The organism is Rubrivivax sp. JA1026, assembly GCF_011065555.1.
In the GTDB taxonomy this organism is placed as follows: domain Bacteria; phylum Pseudomonadota; class Gammaproteobacteria; order Burkholderiales; family Burkholderiaceae_C; genus Rubrivivax; species Rubrivivax benzoatilyticus.
In genome coordinates this window covers 225,233-240,552 of record NZ_JAALCQ010000003.1, presented here as the reverse complement: position 1 = coordinate 240,552, position 15,320 = coordinate 225,233, and the positions used below count along the sequence as shown (strand labels likewise).

Genomic DNA, 15,320 nt, shown 5'->3' with positions numbered 1-15,320 from the left:
AGGCGTCAGCGCTGCGTCGATCGCGGCGCGCCCATCTGCCAGCCGGCACGGCCTTCGGCGGCGGCGCGGATCATCGTCTCCAGCGCGTCGGTGTTGCCGCTCAGCATCAGCTGCTCGAAGGCGTCGAGCGACTGGCGAAAGCGCTGCGACTGCTTGAGGATCTCTTCGCGGTTGGCGGTCAGCACGTCGCGCCACATCTCGGGGTTGCTGGCGGCGATGCGCGTGAAGTCGCGAAAGCCCGGGCCGGCCAGCGACAGGAAGTCGCGCCCCGCGGGCTGGCCGACCACCGCCGAGAAATAGGCGAAGGCCAGCAAATGCGGCAGGTGGCTGACGGCGGCGAAGGCGGCGTCGTGGTTCTCCGGCGTCATCTTCAGCACCTGCGCGCCGATCGCCGACCAGACGTCGGTGGCCTTCTGCACCAGGTCGGGCGCGGTCTGCGGCAGCGGCGTCAGGATGACCTGGCGGCCGGCGTACAGCGCCGCGTCGGCGTGGCCGATGCCGGCCAGTTCCTTGCCGGCGATCGGGTGCGCCGGCACGAAGGACGGCAGGCGCTCGCGCAGCACGCGGCGCGCGGCGTCGACGACATCGCGCTTGGTGCTGCCGACGTCCATGAACAGCACGCCCGGCTCGACGAGGTGGCGGATGGCCTTGAAGGTCGCTTCGGTGGCGGCCACCGGCACTGAAAGCAGCACGATGTCCGAGCCGGCGACGGCTAGCAGCGCCGATTCGGCGACGACGTCGATGACGCCGAGCTTCTTCGCGCGTTCGGTCGTCGACGGGCTCTTGCTGTAGCCGATGACACGCTTGACCAGACCGGCGCGCTTGAGCGCCAGCGCGAAGGAGCCGCCCATCAGTCCGCAGCCGATGACGCCGAGTTGCTGGAACATCAGTGCACGTCCACCGGGTAGGCCCCGAGGATCTTGAAGAAGGCGCAGGCGTCGTGCAGTTCGCGCAGCGCGGCGCCGACCTTGGGCTCGTCGGGGTGGCCCTGCACGTCGATGTAGAAGTAGTACTCCCACTGGCCCGAACGCGCCGGGCGCGACTCGAAGCGCGACATCGAGACGTCGTGGCGCTTGAGCGGCACCAGCATGTCGTGCACCGCGCCCGGCCGGTTCTTCACCGACAGCACGAGGCTCGTGCAGTCGTGGCCCGAAGGCTTGGGCACCGGGTGGCGGTCGGGGTGGGTGACGATCGCGAAACGCGTGCGGTTGTGGGCATCGTCCTGGATCGCCGGGGCCAGCACGTGCAGGCCGAACTCGCTGGCCGCGCGCACGCTGGCGATGGCCGCGACGCTGGTGTCCAGCGAGGCCAGGCGCGCGCCTTCGGCGTTGCTTGACGCCGGGCGGCGCTCGGCGTCGGGCAGATGGTGGCTGAGCCAGCCGTGGCATTGCGCCAGCGCCTGCGGGTGGGCGCAGACGGCGCGGATGCCGTCCAGCGAGTTCTCGCGCCGCAGCAGGTTCTGGCGGATGAACAGGCTGGTCTCGCCGATGATGAACAGCGGCGTGTGCAGGAAGAGATCGAGCGAGCGCGCGACCACGCCTTCGGTCGAGTTCTCGACCGGCACGACGCCGAAGTCGGCCGCGCCCGAGGCGACGGCGTGGAAGACTTCGTCGATGCTCGCGCACTGCACGCGCAGCAGCGAGCTGCCGAAGTAGCCGATCGCCGCCTCTTCGCTGAAGGTGCCGGCAGGGCCCAGGTAGGCCACGCGGGTCGGTGTCTCCAGCGCGCGGCAGGCCGACATGATCTCGCGCCAGATCGGCGCGATGCTCGCGGTCTGCAGCGGCCCCGGGTTCACGGCCTTCATGCCGTCGATGACCTGGGCCTCGCGTTCGGGGCGGAAGACGACCGAGCCCTCGCGCTTCTTCAGCTCGCCCACCGCCAGCGCCAGGCCGGCGCGGCGGTTGAGCAGCTCGAGCAGTTCGCGGTCGACCGCGTCGATCTGCTGGCGCAGGCCGACGAGCTCGTCGGAGGACTCGACCTTGGGCGTCTTCACTTCGGTGCGCTGGCCGCCGCGGCGGGGGTGATGGCCTCGAAGCGCTTGCGCACGGCCTGCTCCAGCGCGCGCACCTTGGGTTCGACCAGCGGCTTGGTCTCGGCGACCAGCTTCTCACCCAGCGCGCGCTGCATGTCGCCGTTCATCGACTGGAACTTGCGGTTCACCGGCGATTCGAGGATGGTGACCAGCTGCTTGAGCTCTTCTTCGCTGAAGCGCTGCTCGAGGATGGCGCCGACGGTGCTCGGCGCGAGCTTGACGGCGCGGTCGCGCACGATCGGCGCCGCCTCGTCGGCGTACTTCTTGGCATCGGCCTGAAGGCCCTGGGCCAGCGCCGTGCGCTGTTCGGCGGGCAGCCGCTGCAGCGCCATCGCCGCCTGCTGCATCATCGCCAGCGCCGGCTGCTCGGCGAGCTGGCGCGCCATGTTCTCGATCGCCGGCTGCTGGATCTGCAGGATCTTGGCGACCAGGGCCTTCTTCGCCGGGCTCGACGGGGCGGTGGCCGATGCCGCGGGCGCGGTGGAGGCGGGCGCTGGCGCCTTCTGCGCCATGGCCGGGAGGGCCGCGGCAAGCGCCAGGGCAAGCACGAATCGTTGGGTCATCACGCGTTCTCCGTGCCGGCGTCGCCGGCGCTGTCGTTGGCAGTGTCGTCGCCGGCCGCGGCGTCGGTCTGGGCGTCGTTCTCGACGATGCGCTGGAGGCCGGATAGCTTGGCGCCGTCGTCCAGCGCGATCAGCGTCACACCCTGCGTGGCGCGGCCCATCTCGCGGATCTCGGCGACCCGGGTGCGCACGAGCACGCCGCGGTCGGTGATCAGCATGATCTCGTCGGTCTCGCGCACCAGGGTCGCGGCGACGACCTTGCCGTTGCGCTCGCTCTGCTGGATCGCGATCATGCCCTTGGTGCCGCGGCCGTGGCGGGTGTACTCGCCGATCGGCGTGCGCTTGCCGAAACCGTTCTCGGTGGCGGTCAGCACGCTGACGCGCGTGCTGTCCTCGCCGACGTCGCGGGCCTCGTCGCCGCGGTCGGACACCAGCATCGCGATGACGTTCTGGCCGGGCTCGAGCGCCATGCCGCGCACGCCGCGGGCGTTGCGGCCCATCGGGCGCACGTCGTCCTCGTCGAAGCGCACGGCCTTGCCGCCGTCGGAGAACAGCATCACGTCGTGGCGGCCGTCGGTCAGCGCGGCGCCGATCAGGTAGTCGCCCTCGTCCAGGCCGACGGCGATGATGCCGGCCTTGCGCGGGTTGCTGAACTCGTCCAGCGGCGTCTTCTTCACCGTGCCCAGCGCGGTCGACATGAAGACGTAGTGGTCGGCCGGGAAGCTGCGGAACTCGCCGGTCAGCGGCAGCACGACGGTGATCTTCTCGCCGGGCTGCAGCGGGAACATGTTGACGATCGGCTTGCCGCGCGAGTTGCGCGAGCCCTGCGGCACTTCCCAGACCTTGAGCCAGTAGACGCGGCCGCGATCCGAGAAGCACAGGATCCAGTCGTGCGTGTTGGCGATGAAGAGCTGGTCGATCCAGTCGTCGTCCTTGGTCTGCGTCGCCTGCTTGCCGCGGCCGCCGCGGCGCTGGGCGCGGTACTCGGTCAGCGGCTGGCTCTTGATGTAACCGGTGTGGCTGAGCGTGACGACCATGTCGGTCGGCGTGATCAGGTCCTCGGTGCCGAGCTCGAGGGCGTTGCGCTCGATGACGCTGCGGCGCGCGCCGACCTTGGCCTGGCCGAACTCCTGGCGCAGCGCGTTCAGCTCCTCGACGAGGATCGCGGTCACGCGCTCGGGACGGGCGAGGATGTCCAGCAAGTCGGCGATCTGCGACATGACCTCGCGGTACTCGCCGATGATCTTGTCCTGCTCCAGGCCGGTGAGGCGCTGCAGCCGCATCTGCAGGATTTCCTGCGCCTGGTCCTCGGACAGCCGGTACAGGCCGTCGGCCTGCAGGCCGTAGCCCGCGGGCAGGCCCTCGGGGCGGTAGGCGGCGCGGCCGCCGGCCGTCGACTCCTCGGCACGCGCGAGCATCTCGCGCACCATCGAGCTGTCCCAGGCCTTGGCCATCAGCGCGGCCTTCGCCACCGGCGGCGTCGGGCTGGTCTTGATGGTCTCGATGAACTCGTCGATGTTGGCCAGCGCCACCGCCAGGCCTTCGAGCACGTGGCCGCGCTCGCGCGCCTTGCGCAGCTCGTAGACCGTGCGGCGGGTGACGACCTCGCGGCGGTGCTCGAGGAAGATGTCGAGCAGCTGCTTCAGGTTGCACAGGCGCGGCTGGCCGTCGACCAGCGCGACCATGTTGATGCCGAAGCTGTCCTGCAGCTGGGTCTGCTTGTAGAGGTTGTTGAGGACGACCTCGGGGACCTCGCCGCGCTTGAGCTCGATGACCACGCGCATCCCGGACTTGTCGCTCTCGTCCTGGATGTGGCTGATGCCTTCGATCTTCTTCTCGTTGACGAGCTCGGCGATGCGCTCGAGCAGCGTCTTCTTGTTCACCTGGTACGGGATCTCGTCGACGATGATCGCCTGACGCTGCCCGCGGTCGATGTCCTCGAAGTGGCACTTGGCGCGCATCACGACGCGCCCGCGCCCGGTGCGGTAGCCCTCGCGCACGCCTTCGAGGCCGTAGATGATGCCGGCGGTCGGGAAGTCCGGCGCCGGCACGATCTCCATCAGCTCCTCGATCGTCGCCTCGGGCACCTTCAGCAGGTGCAGGCAGGCGTCGACGATCTCGTTGAGGTTGTGCGGCGGGATGTTGGTCGCCATGCCGACCGCGATGCCGGCCGAGCCGTTGACGAGCAGGTTCGGCAGCCGCGCCGGCAGCACCGTCGGCTCCTTTTCGGAGCCGTCGTAGTTCGGGGCGAAATCGACCGTTTCCTTGTCGATGTCCTCGAGCATCTCGTGGGCGATCTTCGCCAGGCGGATCTCGGTGTAGCGCATCGCCGCGGCGCTGTCGCCGTCGACCGAGCCGAAGTTGCCCTGGCCGTCGACGAGCATGTGGCGCAGGCTGAAGTCCTGCGCCATGCGCACGATGGTGTCGTAGACCGCGGTGTCGCCGTGCGGGTGGTACTTACCGATGACGTCGCCGACGATGCGCGCGCTCTTCTTGTACGGCCGGTTCCAGTGGTTGGACAGCTCGTGCATCGCGTACAGGACACGACGGTGCACGGGCTTGAGGCCGTCCCGGGCGTCGGGGAGGGCGCGTCCGACGATCACGCTCATCGCGTAGTCGAGGTACGAACGCCGCATCTCCTCTTCGAGACTGATCGGCAGGGTTTCCTTGGCGAACTGGGACATGCGTAACCGCGCGGCGCGCGAGCAAGAGCGGCCGGGCCGGAGCGGCCTGGCACGGGACGGGAGATTCTACGGTGCGGCGCTTGTCGTGGCAGCGCAACAGCGGGTCGAGCACGCCCAAGCACAGGGGTGAGAATGCAGGCGCGTCCGTGCCCTATGGCACAATCGTTCGCAGGTGGTAAGTACCCGGCGTGTCGGGATTTGCCCGGAGTTCAGGCTTTCGGTTTGGACGTATCGCAGTTCTGCTGCGGCTTTCCTCGAGAGGAGAAACATGAAGAAACTGAACAGGGTGGCGGTGCTTTTTGCAACCGCTGCGCTCGCCGCCCCGATCGCGGTCCTGGCCCAGGACAAGACGATCGACAACTGGCGCGCCTCGGACGGCACCGTCTGGAAGAACGGGACGAACGAGCTCTGCTGGCGTGACAGCAACTGGACCCCGGCCACTGCCGCGGCCGAGTGCGATGGTGCGTTGAAGCCCCCGGCGCCGGCCCCGGCGCCCAAGGTCGTGGCGCCCCCGCCGCCCCCGCCCCCGCCGCCGCCGCCGCCGGCTCCGGTCAGCGAGAAGGTCACCTTCGCCGCTGACGCGTTCTTCGACTTCGACAAGGCTGTCCTGAAGCCCGAAGCGAAGGCGAAGCTCGACGACTTGGCCGCCAAGGCCAAGGCCGTCAACCTAGAAGTCGTCATCGCCGTGGGTCACACCGACGCCACGGGTCCGGATGGCTACAACCAGAAGCTGTCGGTCAAGCGCGCCGACGCCGTGAAGGCCTATCTGGTCGATCAAGGCATCGAGAAGAACCGCGTCTACACCGAAGGCAAGGGCGAGAAGCAGCCGGTCGCCGACAACAAGACCCGCGAAGGCCGCGCGAAGAACCGTCGCGTGGAAATCGAAGTGGTCGGTACGCGTACCAAGAAGTAATCGCCCGGAACCCATCGGGTTCCCCGCATGAAACCCCGCCTCGGCGGGGTTTTCCGTTTGTTGCGCTTAGGATTCGAGCATGACCGTCAACGCCGACGCCCAGGAACTGGCCAAGTTCAGCGATCTCGCCCACCGCTGGTGGGACCCGGAGAGCGAATTCCGGCCGCTGCACGAGATCAACCCCCTGCGCCTGGACTGGATCGACAGCCTGGCCGGGCTGCGCGGCAAGACCGTGCTCGACGTCGGCTGCGGCGGCGGCGTGCTGTCGGAGTCGATGGCCGGCCGTGCCGCGCACGTGACCGGCATCGACCTGTCGACCAAGGCGCTCGGTGTCGCGCGCCTGCATGCGCTCGAGTCCGAGGTGATGAACCTCGAGTACCGTGAGATCGCGACCGAGGCGCTGGCTGCCGAGCGCCCGGGGAGCTTCGACGTCGTCACCTGCATGGAGATGCTCGAGCACGTGCCCGATCCGGCGTCGGTCATCGAGGCCTGCGCCAGGCTCGCCAAGCCCGGCGGCTGGGTGTTCTTCTCGACGCTCAACCGCAACCCCAAGGCCTTCCTGTTCGCGATCGTCGGCGCCGAGTACGTGCTGAAGATGCTGCCGCGCGGCACGCACGAGTACGAACGTTTCATCCGCCCGAGCGAACTCACGCGCTGGTGCCGCGACGCCGGCCTGACGCCGGCCGGCAGCCGAGGCCTGCAATACAACCCGCTGACCAAGCGCTACTGGCTGTCCGACGACACCAGCGTCAACTACCTCGTCGCGACGCGGAAGCCCGGCTGATGGCGCGTGCCGAGGTGGTGCTGTTCGACCTCGACGGCACCCTGGTCGACAGCGCGCCCGATCTGGCCGGCGCGGCCAACGACCTGCGCATCGCTCGCGGGCTCGCCCCGCTGCCGTACGAGCGCCTGCGGCCGATGGTCGGCACCGGCGCGCGTGGCATGGTCGGCGCCGCCTTCGGCCTGGCGCCTGGTGACGAAGGTTTCGAGCCGCTGCGCGACGCCTTTCTCGCGCGTTACGCCGAGCGTCTGCTGCAGGCCACCCGCGTCTTCGAGCACGTCGAGCCGGTGCTCGCGGCGCTCGACGGCGCCGGCCTGCGCTGGGGCATCGTGACGAACAAGGCGATGCGCTACGCCGAGCCCGTCGTGCGCGGGCTGGCGCTGCAGACCCGTGCTGCAGCGCTGATCGCCGGCGACACCACGCCTCACGCCAAGCCTCACCCCGAGCCGCTGTGGGAGGCGGCACGCCGCCTGGGCGTCGCGCCAGAGCGTTGCGTCTACGTCGGCGACGACCACCGCGACATCGTCGCCGGCCGCGCCGCCGGCATGCACACGCTGGCCGCCGGCTGGGGCTACCTGGGTTGCGGCGAGCCGATTCACGCCTGGGGCGCCGATGCGGTGCTCGAAGAACCCTTCGCGCTCTTGAACTGGCTGGATCTGGCCTAAACTAGACACCTCAGGGACCGACCTGGCTTCGACGTGGGTGCGGAGTCGGCGCGGGGCATGCCGAGCACCAGTTCGCTCGTAAATCCACTGGAAACAAAGTAACTGCGAACGACGAACGTTTCGCCCTCGCCGCTTAACACCGGTGAGCCTCGCAACAGTTGGCCGATGGGCTGGGTCTGAGGCGGCAACGCCGAAGACTGCGAGGTCATTCACATTGGCTCGTCCCGCGCCGCGTCACTCGGTGCGGGCCTAAAACCAAGTGACTCGGGGAACGGATAGCGTGCTGCTGCGCGATCCGGGCCCTCAAACTCAAATCAGCCAGCTACGCATGTAGAACCGTCCGGCGATGGCTTGCGGACGGGGGTTCGATTCCCCCCGGTTCCACCATCCAAACCGAAACCCCGGCCGCGCAAGCGACCGGGGTTTTTCTTCGTCTGCGCGCGGCGAGTGTCAGCGCCGGTTCGACGCCACGATGCCGCCGACGATCAGCGCGAAGGCCAGCGCGTGGTACGGGTGCGGCGGCTCGCCCAGCAGCGCTGCCGACAACAGCGCGGTGAACAGCGGCGTCAGGTTGGCGAAGAAGCCGGCGATCGCCGGGCCGACCTCGGCGACGCCGCGGCCCCAGAGGCGGAAGGCCAGCACCGACGGCCCGACGGCGATGAAGACCAGCGCCGCGACGGCCATCGGCGACCACTGCACCGGCTGTGGCATCCAGATCGCCTCGCCGACGGCCGACAAGGTCGCCCAGCCGACGCCGAAGATCACCTGGACGAGCAGGAACTCGGCCCAGTTCCAGTCGGGCCGCTGCTCGCCGCGCATCGACGCCGCCGGCCGCGCCAGCTGCCAGCTGTAGCCGGCCCAGGCGAGGGCCGCGACCAGGATCCACAGGTCGCCGGCGACGAGCCGGATCGTGCCCAGGCTGGACAGGTCGCCGCGCAGCAGCACCACCATCACGCCGGCCAGCGACAGCACCGCGCCGGCCAGTTGCCCGCCCCGCGGGCGCTCGCGATAGAAGAGGGCGCCGACGAGCATCATCCACAGCGGGATGCTGGAGGCGATCAGCGTGACGTTGATCGGCGTCGAGGTGTGCAGCGCCAGGTACTGCAGCGCGTTGTAGGCGCCCACGCCGAGCAGCCCCAGGCCGGCCAGCGGCCGCCAGCGGGCGCGGATCTCGGCGCGGCGCTCGGGTGTGCCGATCGCGCGCCAGCCCAGCGGCAGCAGGATGGCCAGTGCCAGCCACCAGCGCAGGCAGTTCAGCAGCAGCGGCGGCATCACCGGCGCCAGCAGGCGGCCGAGCAACGTGTTGCCCGCCCACAGCATGGGCGGCACGGTCAGCAGTGCCGCGATCCGGGGTGTGAGCGTCATGCTGCGGGCCTCTCGGCGCCGCAGTTCCAGCATTGCTCGAACGGCCCCTCGACGATCTCGTGGCAGCGGGCGCAGGCCCAGGTGTGGTGCGGCGGGTGCCGCCACTCGTCGAGCAGCGTCTGCGCGCGGGCGTGCTCGTCGTCGGGCACCCAGACCTCCGGCAGGCTCTGGTCGGGCGGGATCTCGCCGGCGATGCCGCTGGCGAAGGCGCGCTGCACGCTGGCGGCGATGCCGGCGGCGCCGAGCTGGTCGGCCCAGAGGGTGGCCAGCACGAGGTTGGGGGCTTGGATCAGTCTTCTCATCGGGCGGGCGATCATGCCACCGCCGGTGTGGCGGTTCGGCATCGCTTAATCTGCGCGCTCGTCACGAGGAGAACACGATGCCGCGCGCGATCCAGATCTCCGCCTTCGGCGGCCCCGAGGTGCTGCGGTCCGTCGACCTGCCGGTCGGCGAACCCGGACCCGGCCAGGTGCGCATCCGCCACCACGCCTGCGGGCTCAACTTCATCGACGTCTACCAGCGCACGGGCCTCTACCAGAACCCGCTACCGCTGGTGCTGGGCATGGAAGGCGCCGGCATCGTCGAGGCCGTCGGCGACGGCGTGTCGCACCTGCAGCCGGGCGACCGCGCGGCCTACGCCGCCGGGACGCCGGGCGCCTACAGCGAGCTGCGCGTGATGCCGGCCACGCAGGTCGTGCAGCTGCCCGACGGCATCGACTTCGAGACCGGCGCGGCGATGATGCTCAAGGGCCTGACCGCGCAGTACCTGCTGAAGAAGACGCTGCCGGTCGAGGGCCTGCAGCCGGGCGACTGGGTGCTGTTCCATGCCGCCGCCGGCGGTGTCGGCCTGATCGCCTGCCAGTGGGCGCGTGCGCTGGGGTTGCGCCTGATCGGCACCGCCGGCGGCGCGGCCAAGTGCCAGCTGGCGCTCGAACACGGCGCGGCGGCGATGATCGACTACACGCGCGAGGACTTCGTCGCCCGCGTCAAGGACATCACCGGCGGGCGCGGCGTCAAGGTCGTCTACGACTCGGTCGGCCGCGACACCTTCGACGGCAGCCTGGCCTGCCTGCGGCCGTTCGGCCTGCTGGCCAGCTTCGGCAACTCGTCGGGGCCGGTGCCGCCGTTCGCGATCGGCACGCTGGGCCCCAAGGGCTCGCTGTACGTCACCCGCGCGACGCTGTTCACCCACATCGCGACGCGCGAGCGAACGCAGGAGATGGCCGACGAGCTCTTCGATGTCGTCGCCAGCGGCGAGGTCCGGATCCGCATCGACCAGCGCTGGGCGCTCGCCGACGTGGCCGAGGCGCACCGCGCGCTGGAAGCCCGGCGCACGACCGGCTCGACGGTGCTGCTTCCCTGAGCCTGCGCCGGCCGGCGCGGGGCGATTCGCCGTGCCCGAGGGGCGGTGCGGGTGCCTTACTTGCCGCCGCGGCGCACGCGCAGGATCTCGTCGAGCACGAGGCACACGGCGCCCAGCGTGATCGCCGCGTCGGCAACGTTGAAGCTGGGGAAGTAGCCGCCGCGGAACATCGGCTCCAGGAAGCCGAAGCGGAACTGCAGGAAGTCGATGACGTGGCCGTGCAGCAGCCGGTCGATGACGTTGCCGACCGCGCCGCCGAGGATCATCGTCACCGCGAAGCTGAACAGCCGCTGCGACGCATGGTTGGCGAGCATCCAGACGATGACCGCCGAGGCGGCGACGCCGACCCCGACGAAGAACCAGCGCTGCCAGCCGGCCGCGTCGGCCAGGAACGAGAACGCCGCGCCGCTGTTGTGCACGCGCACGATGTTGAAGAAGCTCGTGACGACGCGGGCTTCGCCGTCCTGGAAGTAACCGAGGATCAGCGTCTTCGTGAACTGGTCCAGGACGACGACGATGAAGGCGAGGCCGAGCCAGAAGGGCAGGCGGTTGGACGTGCGCGAAGACGTGGCCATGAAGTCGTGATGCGGGTGGACCGCCGGGGCCGGCGGGCGGGCCGCTACTGTAGCGCGAGGCCGTCGCCGGCCCCCGCGCGGCGGCCTCAGTCGAGCAGGGCCTCCAACTGGGCTGCCACCGCCCTCACGCGTTCGTGTAGCTCGCGCGCCCGCTCGGCCAGAGGCTCGGCCTGCGTCGCGCTGGCGGTGTCGTGCTCCAGCTCGCGCGCATGGGCCTGCAGCGCGCGCGCGCCGATTGCGCCGCAGGCGCCGTGCAGCGAGTGCGCCGCGCATTTCCAGGCCGCGAGCCGTTCGTCGCCGCCGGGGGCCACCAGCGCCGGCACGCCGAGCGCGTAGACCTCGGCGAAACGTCGCATCAACCGCTGCAGCACGTTGGGCCGCCCGCCGACCAGCCGCAGCGCGGCGTCGACGTCGATCTCGCCGAGCGCGCCCAGGCGTTCGGCGAACCCGGCGCCGGACGGCGGCCCCGCCGGCGCACTGGCGCCGTCCGGCGTCGCGGGCGGCAGCCAGCGCAGCAGCGTGGCGTACAGCGTCTGCGGGTCCACCGGCTTGGCGATGTGGTCGTTCATGCCCGCGGCCAGGCAGGCGGCGCGGTCTTCGCCGAAGGCGTTGGCCGTCATCGCCAGGATCGGCACGGCCAGCCCGGTGCGCCGCAGCTCGCGCGTGGCTTCCAGCCCGTCCATCTCCGGCATCTGCATGTCCATCAGCACCGCGGCGTATTCGCGCGCCTGTCCCATGCGCAGCGCCTCGCGGCCGTCGACGGCCAGATCGACCTCCAGCCCCACCGCGCGCAGCAGTTCCAGCGCCACTTCCTGGTTGATCGGGTTGTCCTCGACCAGCAGCAGCGGCCGGCGACAGCCGCGCGCGCGCAGCGCGGCCTCGGCCTGGCCGCTGCCGTGCGGCGGCGGCATCACGGCCTCGGAGGCCGCCCCGGAGTGCCGCAGCACACGCTGCAGCGTGTCGTGCAGCGTCGAGGCCGCCACCGGCTTGAGCAGCACCGACGCGAAGCCGGCGGCCTCGGCCCGCTGGCGCATGCCGTCGTCGTCAAAGGCCGTGACCAGCAGCGCCGGGGCCTTGGCCGCGGCTGGCAGGGCGCGCAGGCGTGCGAGGGCCTCGATGCCGTCGAGCGCCTCCATGCGCCAGTCCAGCAGCAGCAGGTCGTAGGTCTGGTCGGCGGCGCCGGCCGCCGCCGCCTGCTCGAGTGCGGCCTCGCCCGACACCACGGCATCGACCTGCATGCCCAGGTGCCGCAGCCGGTCGGCCAGCGCCTCGCGGGCCTCGGGCAGGTCGTCGGCCAGCAGCACGCGCAGGCCCGCCATCTTCGGCACCGGCGCGGGCTGCTCCCCTTCGAGCGCCAGCCAGGCGCTGAACCAGAAGCAGCTGCCGGCCCCAGGCGTGCTGTCGGCGCCGACCTCGCCGCCCATCATCGACGCCATGTGGCGCGTCAGCGCCAGGCCCAGGCCGGTGCCGCCGTGGCGCCGGCTCGTCGAGCTGTCGACCTGCTCGAACGCCTGGAACAGGGCGCCGAGGCGGTCGGGCGGGATGCCGACGCCAGTGTCGGTGACGGTGAAGCGCAGCAGCACGCGGCCCTCGGCGTGATCGGCCTGTCGAGCCTGCAGCCGTACCCAGCCCTTCTCGGTGAACTTCACCGCGTTGGACAGCAGGTTCAGCAGCGCCTGCAGCAGCCGCGTCGGGTCGCCGACCAGACGGTCGGGCACCGCGTCGGTGTCCAGCACCAGCTCCAGCCCCTTGCGCTGGGCCTCGGTCGCGACGGTCTGGAAGGCCCGCGCCAGCAGCGTGTCCAGCGAGAACGGGATCGCCTCGAGCTCCAGCCGCCCGGCCTCGATCTTGGACAGGTCCAGCACGTCGTTGAGGATCTGCAGCAGGTGCTGGGCCTGGCCGCGGATCTTCAGGAGCCGTTCGCGTTCGGTGTCCGCGTGCGCGTCGCGCAGCATCAGGTGCGCCAGGCCGATGATGGCGTTCATCGGCGTGCGGATCTCGTGGCTGATGTTGGCCAGGAAGGCGCTCTTGGAACGGCTGGCGGCTTCGGCGCGGTCGCGTTCGACGACGAGTTCGGCGTTGGCGCGCTGCAGCCCGGCCTCGGCGCGCTTTTGCGCCGAGATGTCGATCGCCATCACGTAGAAGCCGTCGACCTGGCCGTCGGCGCGCCGGTCGGGCACGTAGTGCACCAGCAGGTCCTGCGGCTCGCCGCCGCGGCTCGGCGCACTGCGTTCGTATTGCTGCAGCTCGCCACCGAATGCGGCGCGGATCAGGTCGGCCTGCGTCCGCACGAACTCGGGGCCCAGCAGCTCCGTCATCGACAGGCCGATGATCTGCTCCTGGCTCATGCCGAACCAGTCGCAGTAGCCGCGATTGGCGAAGCGGCAGCGCATCTGGCGGTCCCAGTAGGCGACGAGGCCGGGCAGGCTGTCGGCGATCATGCGTGCCGAACGTTCGGCTTCGGCCAGCCCGGCGATCGCGTGCTTGAGCTCGAGCGTGCGTTCCTCGACCAGCTGCTGCAGGTGCAGCCGGTGGCGACGCAGCTCTTCGGTGGTCTCGCGGCGCTCGGTGACGTCGTCCCAGGACGCGACGACGGCGATCAGGCGGCCGTCGTCGGGGTCGCGCACCGGCTCGGCGTTGACACGCAGCCAGCGCTGCCGGCCGTCGGGGGCGCGCACGCGCACCTCGGCATCGCGGCACTCCCCGCTGGCGGTGATGACCTCGGTGAGGCGCTGCAGGCCCTCGGGCGACGGTTCGCCGCTCTCGTTCACCGGCTCCCAGCCCAGCTCGTCGAGCCGGCGCCCGCGCAGGGCCTGAACCGGCTGCAGCAGCAGCCGTTCGGCTGCCGGGTTGGCGTCGACGATGCTGCCGTCGGGGGCGCGCACGACGATGCCCTCGTTGAGCACCTCGAATACCGAGCGGAAGCGGGCCTCGCTCTCGCGCAGGGCCTGTTCGCCGCGGCGCAGTGCCGTGAGGTCGCTGGCCACGCCGACCAGGCCGACGATGCGCCCGTCGCCGTCGCGCAGCGGCGCCTTCGTCACCGCCAGATGGAGCACGCCGTTCGGCGTCGGCATCGTCTGCTCGAAGGTCATGGCGTTGCCGTCGCGCAGCGTGAGCCGATCGTCGGCGGCGTAGGCGGCGGCGGTGTCGGGCGGAAAGACGTCGACGTCACGCTGTCCGATCAACTGCTCGCGGCTGAGCCCGCTGCGCTCGCAGGCGATGCGGTTGACGAACAGATAGCGGCCGTCGAGGTCCTTGGCGAAGATCGCCTCGCCCGCGTGCTCGGCGACGGTATCGAGCAGCTGCAGCGCGCGCATGCGCTCGCGTTCCTCGGCGCGTTCGCGTTCCGCATCGGCGAGCGCGCGGCGGTTGGACAGGCTGCGTCCGATGGCGTGGAGCGCCAGCAGCGTCACCGCCAGCAGCGCCAGACCGGCCAGCGCCGACTGCCGCGCCGGCGCGTCGATCGCCTGCTGGTCGATCTGCAGCGACAGCCACCAGTCGCCCGCGCCCAGCGGCAGCACGATGCCGGTCACGGCCTCGCCGCGGAAGTCGGTGGCGCGCTGCGGCTGCAGCGCCGAGGGGTCGCCGCGCAGCGCAGCCAGCGGCAGCGTCCCGGCTTCGGTGATGGCGACGGTCGCCGGCAGCCGCCCCTGCAACTCGGGCGTGAACCCGGCCCAGGGATGCATGACATCGCCCTGGCGCTGCCACAGCAGTGCCAGCGCCCCGTCGCGCGGCAGCGGCCAGCCTGTCAGGCCCGGCAGCAGCGTCTGCTGCGGGTCCTGGCGCAGCGCGACGGCGGCGCGCGCCGGCGTGCCGCTCAGCTTCAGCGGGAAGACGATGTCCAGCCGCAGCGCCTGTGCATCGGCGCCGCTGCGGTACATCGGGGTGTGCTGTGCCTGGCCGGTCGTGATGGCGCGCCGCACGGTGTCGCGCAGGGCGGCTGTCGGGGCTTCGTCGGGTGTCGCCGAGACGAGCAGCTGGCCATCGGCGTCCAGCAGCAGGACGTTGACGCTGCGGGTGCTGTCGCGCAGATGCTGCAGGCGTTGCTCGAGCTCACGGCGTTCCGCGGCATCGGGCCCGGCGAGCGCGCGGCGGTGGAACTGGGCCAGCGAGGGGCTGGGCTCGAGCAGGCGGCCCAGGGCCAGCCGTTCGTTCAGCCAGTCGTCGATCTGTTCCGATCGAAGCCGGGCGACGGCCTTCAGCTCCGCCGCGGCGAGTTCCCGCCCGATGCGGAACTCGCGCAGGACCAGTACCGCGGTCGCGGCGGCCAGCACCAGGAATGCCAGCGCCGTCCGCCAGACGATGCCGCGGGCGCCGGGATGTCGGGACGAGCCGGTGGGCCGGCCGCTGCTGGTTTCCGCCATTCGACACCGCCTCCC

At 70.9% G+C, this 15,320-nt stretch carries 12 protein-coding genes and 1 other RNA gene; 5 read left to right on the top strand and 8 right to left on the bottom strand.

The genetic code is table 11. The features are described 5' to 3' along the window. Positions 1-5: 5 nt before the first annotated feature. Genes G5B56_RS07580 through gyrA form a run of 4 tightly spaced genes read right to left on the bottom strand, consistent with a single transcriptional unit; the run spans position 6 to position 5,279 of the window. On the bottom strand, positions 6-887 hold the full coding sequence (locus tag G5B56_RS07580) for a prephenate dehydrogenase (protein ID WP_164962801.1): 882 nt from the start codon (positions 885-887) through the stop codon (positions 6-8). Then, positions 887-1,993, bottom strand: coding sequence for a prephenate dehydratase (gene pheA, locus G5B56_RS07575; protein ID WP_009858509.1), 1,107 nt, complete (start codon positions 1,991-1,993; stop codon positions 887-889). Before pheA ends, G5B56_RS07580 begins: the two co-directional genes overlap by 1 nt. After that, positions 1,990-2,595: a hypothetical protein gene (locus tag G5B56_RS07570; protein WP_009858510.1), complete on the bottom strand. Its 606-nt coding sequence runs from the start codon at positions 2,593-2,595 to the stop codon at positions 1,990-1,992. The genes pheA and G5B56_RS07570 overlap by 4 nt, the downstream gene beginning before the upstream one ends. Further along, entirely contained in the window at positions 2,595-5,279 is a 2,685-nt protein-coding gene (gyrA, locus tag G5B56_RS07565) for a DNA gyrase subunit A (RefSeq protein ID WP_164962800.1), read from the bottom strand. Before gyrA ends, G5B56_RS07570 begins: the two co-directional genes overlap by 1 nt. Before the next feature lie 268 nt (positions 5,280-5,547). On the opposite strand from gyrA, the gene ompA reads away from it, so the two are divergent. The 4 genes from ompA to ssrA all read left to right on the top strand — a co-directional run bounded on the left by ompA (position 5,548) and on the right by ssrA (position 8,025). Further along, positions 5,548-6,192 carry an outer membrane protein OmpA gene (gene ompA / locus G5B56_RS07560; RefSeq protein WP_164962799.1) on the top strand — a complete coding sequence of 215 codons (645 nt, stop codon included), beginning with the start codon at positions 5,548-5,550 and terminating at the stop codon, positions 6,190-6,192. Between the two features lie 79 nt (positions 6,193-6,271). After that, complete coding sequence (ubiG, locus tag G5B56_RS07555) at positions 6,272-6,976, top strand: bifunctional 2-polyprenyl-6-hydroxyphenol methylase/3-demethylubiquinol 3-O-methyltransferase UbiG (protein ID WP_164962798.1); 705 nt, start codon at positions 6,272-6,274, stop codon at positions 6,974-6,976. Continuing rightward, entirely contained in the window at positions 6,976-7,638 is a 663-nt protein-coding gene (gph, locus tag G5B56_RS07550) for a phosphoglycolate phosphatase (protein WP_164962797.1), read from the top strand. Before ubiG ends, gph begins: the two co-directional genes overlap by 1 nt. A gap of 13 nt (positions 7,639-7,651) precedes the next feature. Beyond that, positions 7,652-8,025, top strand: a transfer-messenger RNA (tmRNA) gene (gene ssrA / locus G5B56_RS07545). A gap of 63 nt (positions 8,026-8,088) precedes the next feature. Here ssrA and G5B56_RS07540 read toward each other — a convergent pair. After that, positions 8,089-9,003: a DMT family transporter gene (locus G5B56_RS07540; RefSeq protein ID WP_029718761.1), complete on the bottom strand. Its 915-nt coding sequence runs from the start codon at positions 9,001-9,003 to the stop codon at positions 8,089-8,091. Next, positions 9,000-9,305: a DUF2007 domain-containing protein gene (locus G5B56_RS07535; protein ID WP_164962796.1), complete on the bottom strand. Its 306-nt coding sequence runs from the start codon at positions 9,303-9,305 to the stop codon at positions 9,000-9,002. The genes G5B56_RS07540 and G5B56_RS07535 overlap by 4 nt, the downstream gene beginning before the upstream one ends. 77 nt (positions 9,306-9,382) lie before the next feature. Here G5B56_RS07535 and G5B56_RS07530 point away from each other — a divergent pair, with 77 nt between their 5' ends. Beyond that, positions 9,383-10,366, top strand: coding sequence for a quinone oxidoreductase (locus G5B56_RS07530; protein WP_009858538.1), 984 nt, complete (start codon positions 9,383-9,385; stop codon positions 10,364-10,366). A gap of 56 nt (positions 10,367-10,422) precedes the next feature. Here the strand turns inward: G5B56_RS07530 and lspA are convergent, their stop codons facing one another. Both lspA and G5B56_RS07520 read right to left on the bottom strand, forming a co-directional pair. Next, a complete protein-coding gene (gene lspA, locus G5B56_RS07525) occupies positions 10,423-10,941 on the bottom strand; it encodes a signal peptidase II (protein WP_009858539.1) in 519 nt (172 codons plus the stop codon). Between the two features lie 86 nt (positions 10,942-11,027). Beyond that, positions 11,028-15,305, bottom strand: a complete 4,278-nt coding sequence (locus G5B56_RS07520; RefSeq protein ID WP_164962795.1) for a PAS domain-containing protein — start codon at positions 15,303-15,305, stop codon at positions 11,028-11,030. Positions 15,306-15,320 lie beyond the last annotated feature (15 nt).

Coding starts and splice junctions, on each gene's coding strand:
- G5B56_RS07580 (WP_164962801.1), bottom strand. CDS start 887: ATGTTCCAGCAACTCGGCGTCATCGGCTGCGGACTGATGGGCGGCTCC.
- G5B56_RS07570 (WP_009858510.1), bottom strand. CDS start 2,595: ATGACCCAACGATTCGTGCTTGCCCTGGCGCTTGCCGCGGCCCTCCCG.
- gyrA (WP_164962800.1), bottom strand. CDS start 5,279: ATGTCCCAGTTCGCCAAGGAAACCCTGCCGATCAGTCTCGAAGAGGAG.
- ompA (WP_164962799.1), top strand. CDS start 5,548: ATGAAGAAACTGAACAGGGTGGCGGTGCTTTTTGCAACCGCTGCGCTC.
- ubiG (WP_164962798.1), top strand. CDS start 6,272: ATGACCGTCAACGCCGACGCCCAGGAACTGGCCAAGTTCAGCGATCTC.
- gph (WP_164962797.1), top strand. CDS start 6,976: ATGGCGCGTGCCGAGGTGGTGCTGTTCGACCTCGACGGCACCCTGGTC.
- G5B56_RS07540 (WP_029718761.1), bottom strand. CDS start 9,003: ATGACGCTCACACCCCGGATCGCGGCACTGCTGACCGTGCCGCCCATG.
- G5B56_RS07535 (WP_164962796.1), bottom strand. CDS start 9,305: ATGAGAAGACTGATCCAAGCCCCCAACCTCGTGCTGGCCACCCTCTGG.
- G5B56_RS07530 (WP_009858538.1), top strand. CDS start 9,383: ATGCCGCGCGCGATCCAGATCTCCGCCTTCGGCGGCCCCGAGGTGCTG.
- lspA (WP_009858539.1), bottom strand. CDS start 10,941: ATGGCCACGTCTTCGCGCACGTCCAACCGCCTGCCCTTCTGGCTCGGC.
- G5B56_RS07520 (WP_164962795.1), bottom strand. CDS start 15,305: ATGGCGGAAACCAGCAGCGGCCGGCCCACCGGCTCGTCCCGACATCCC.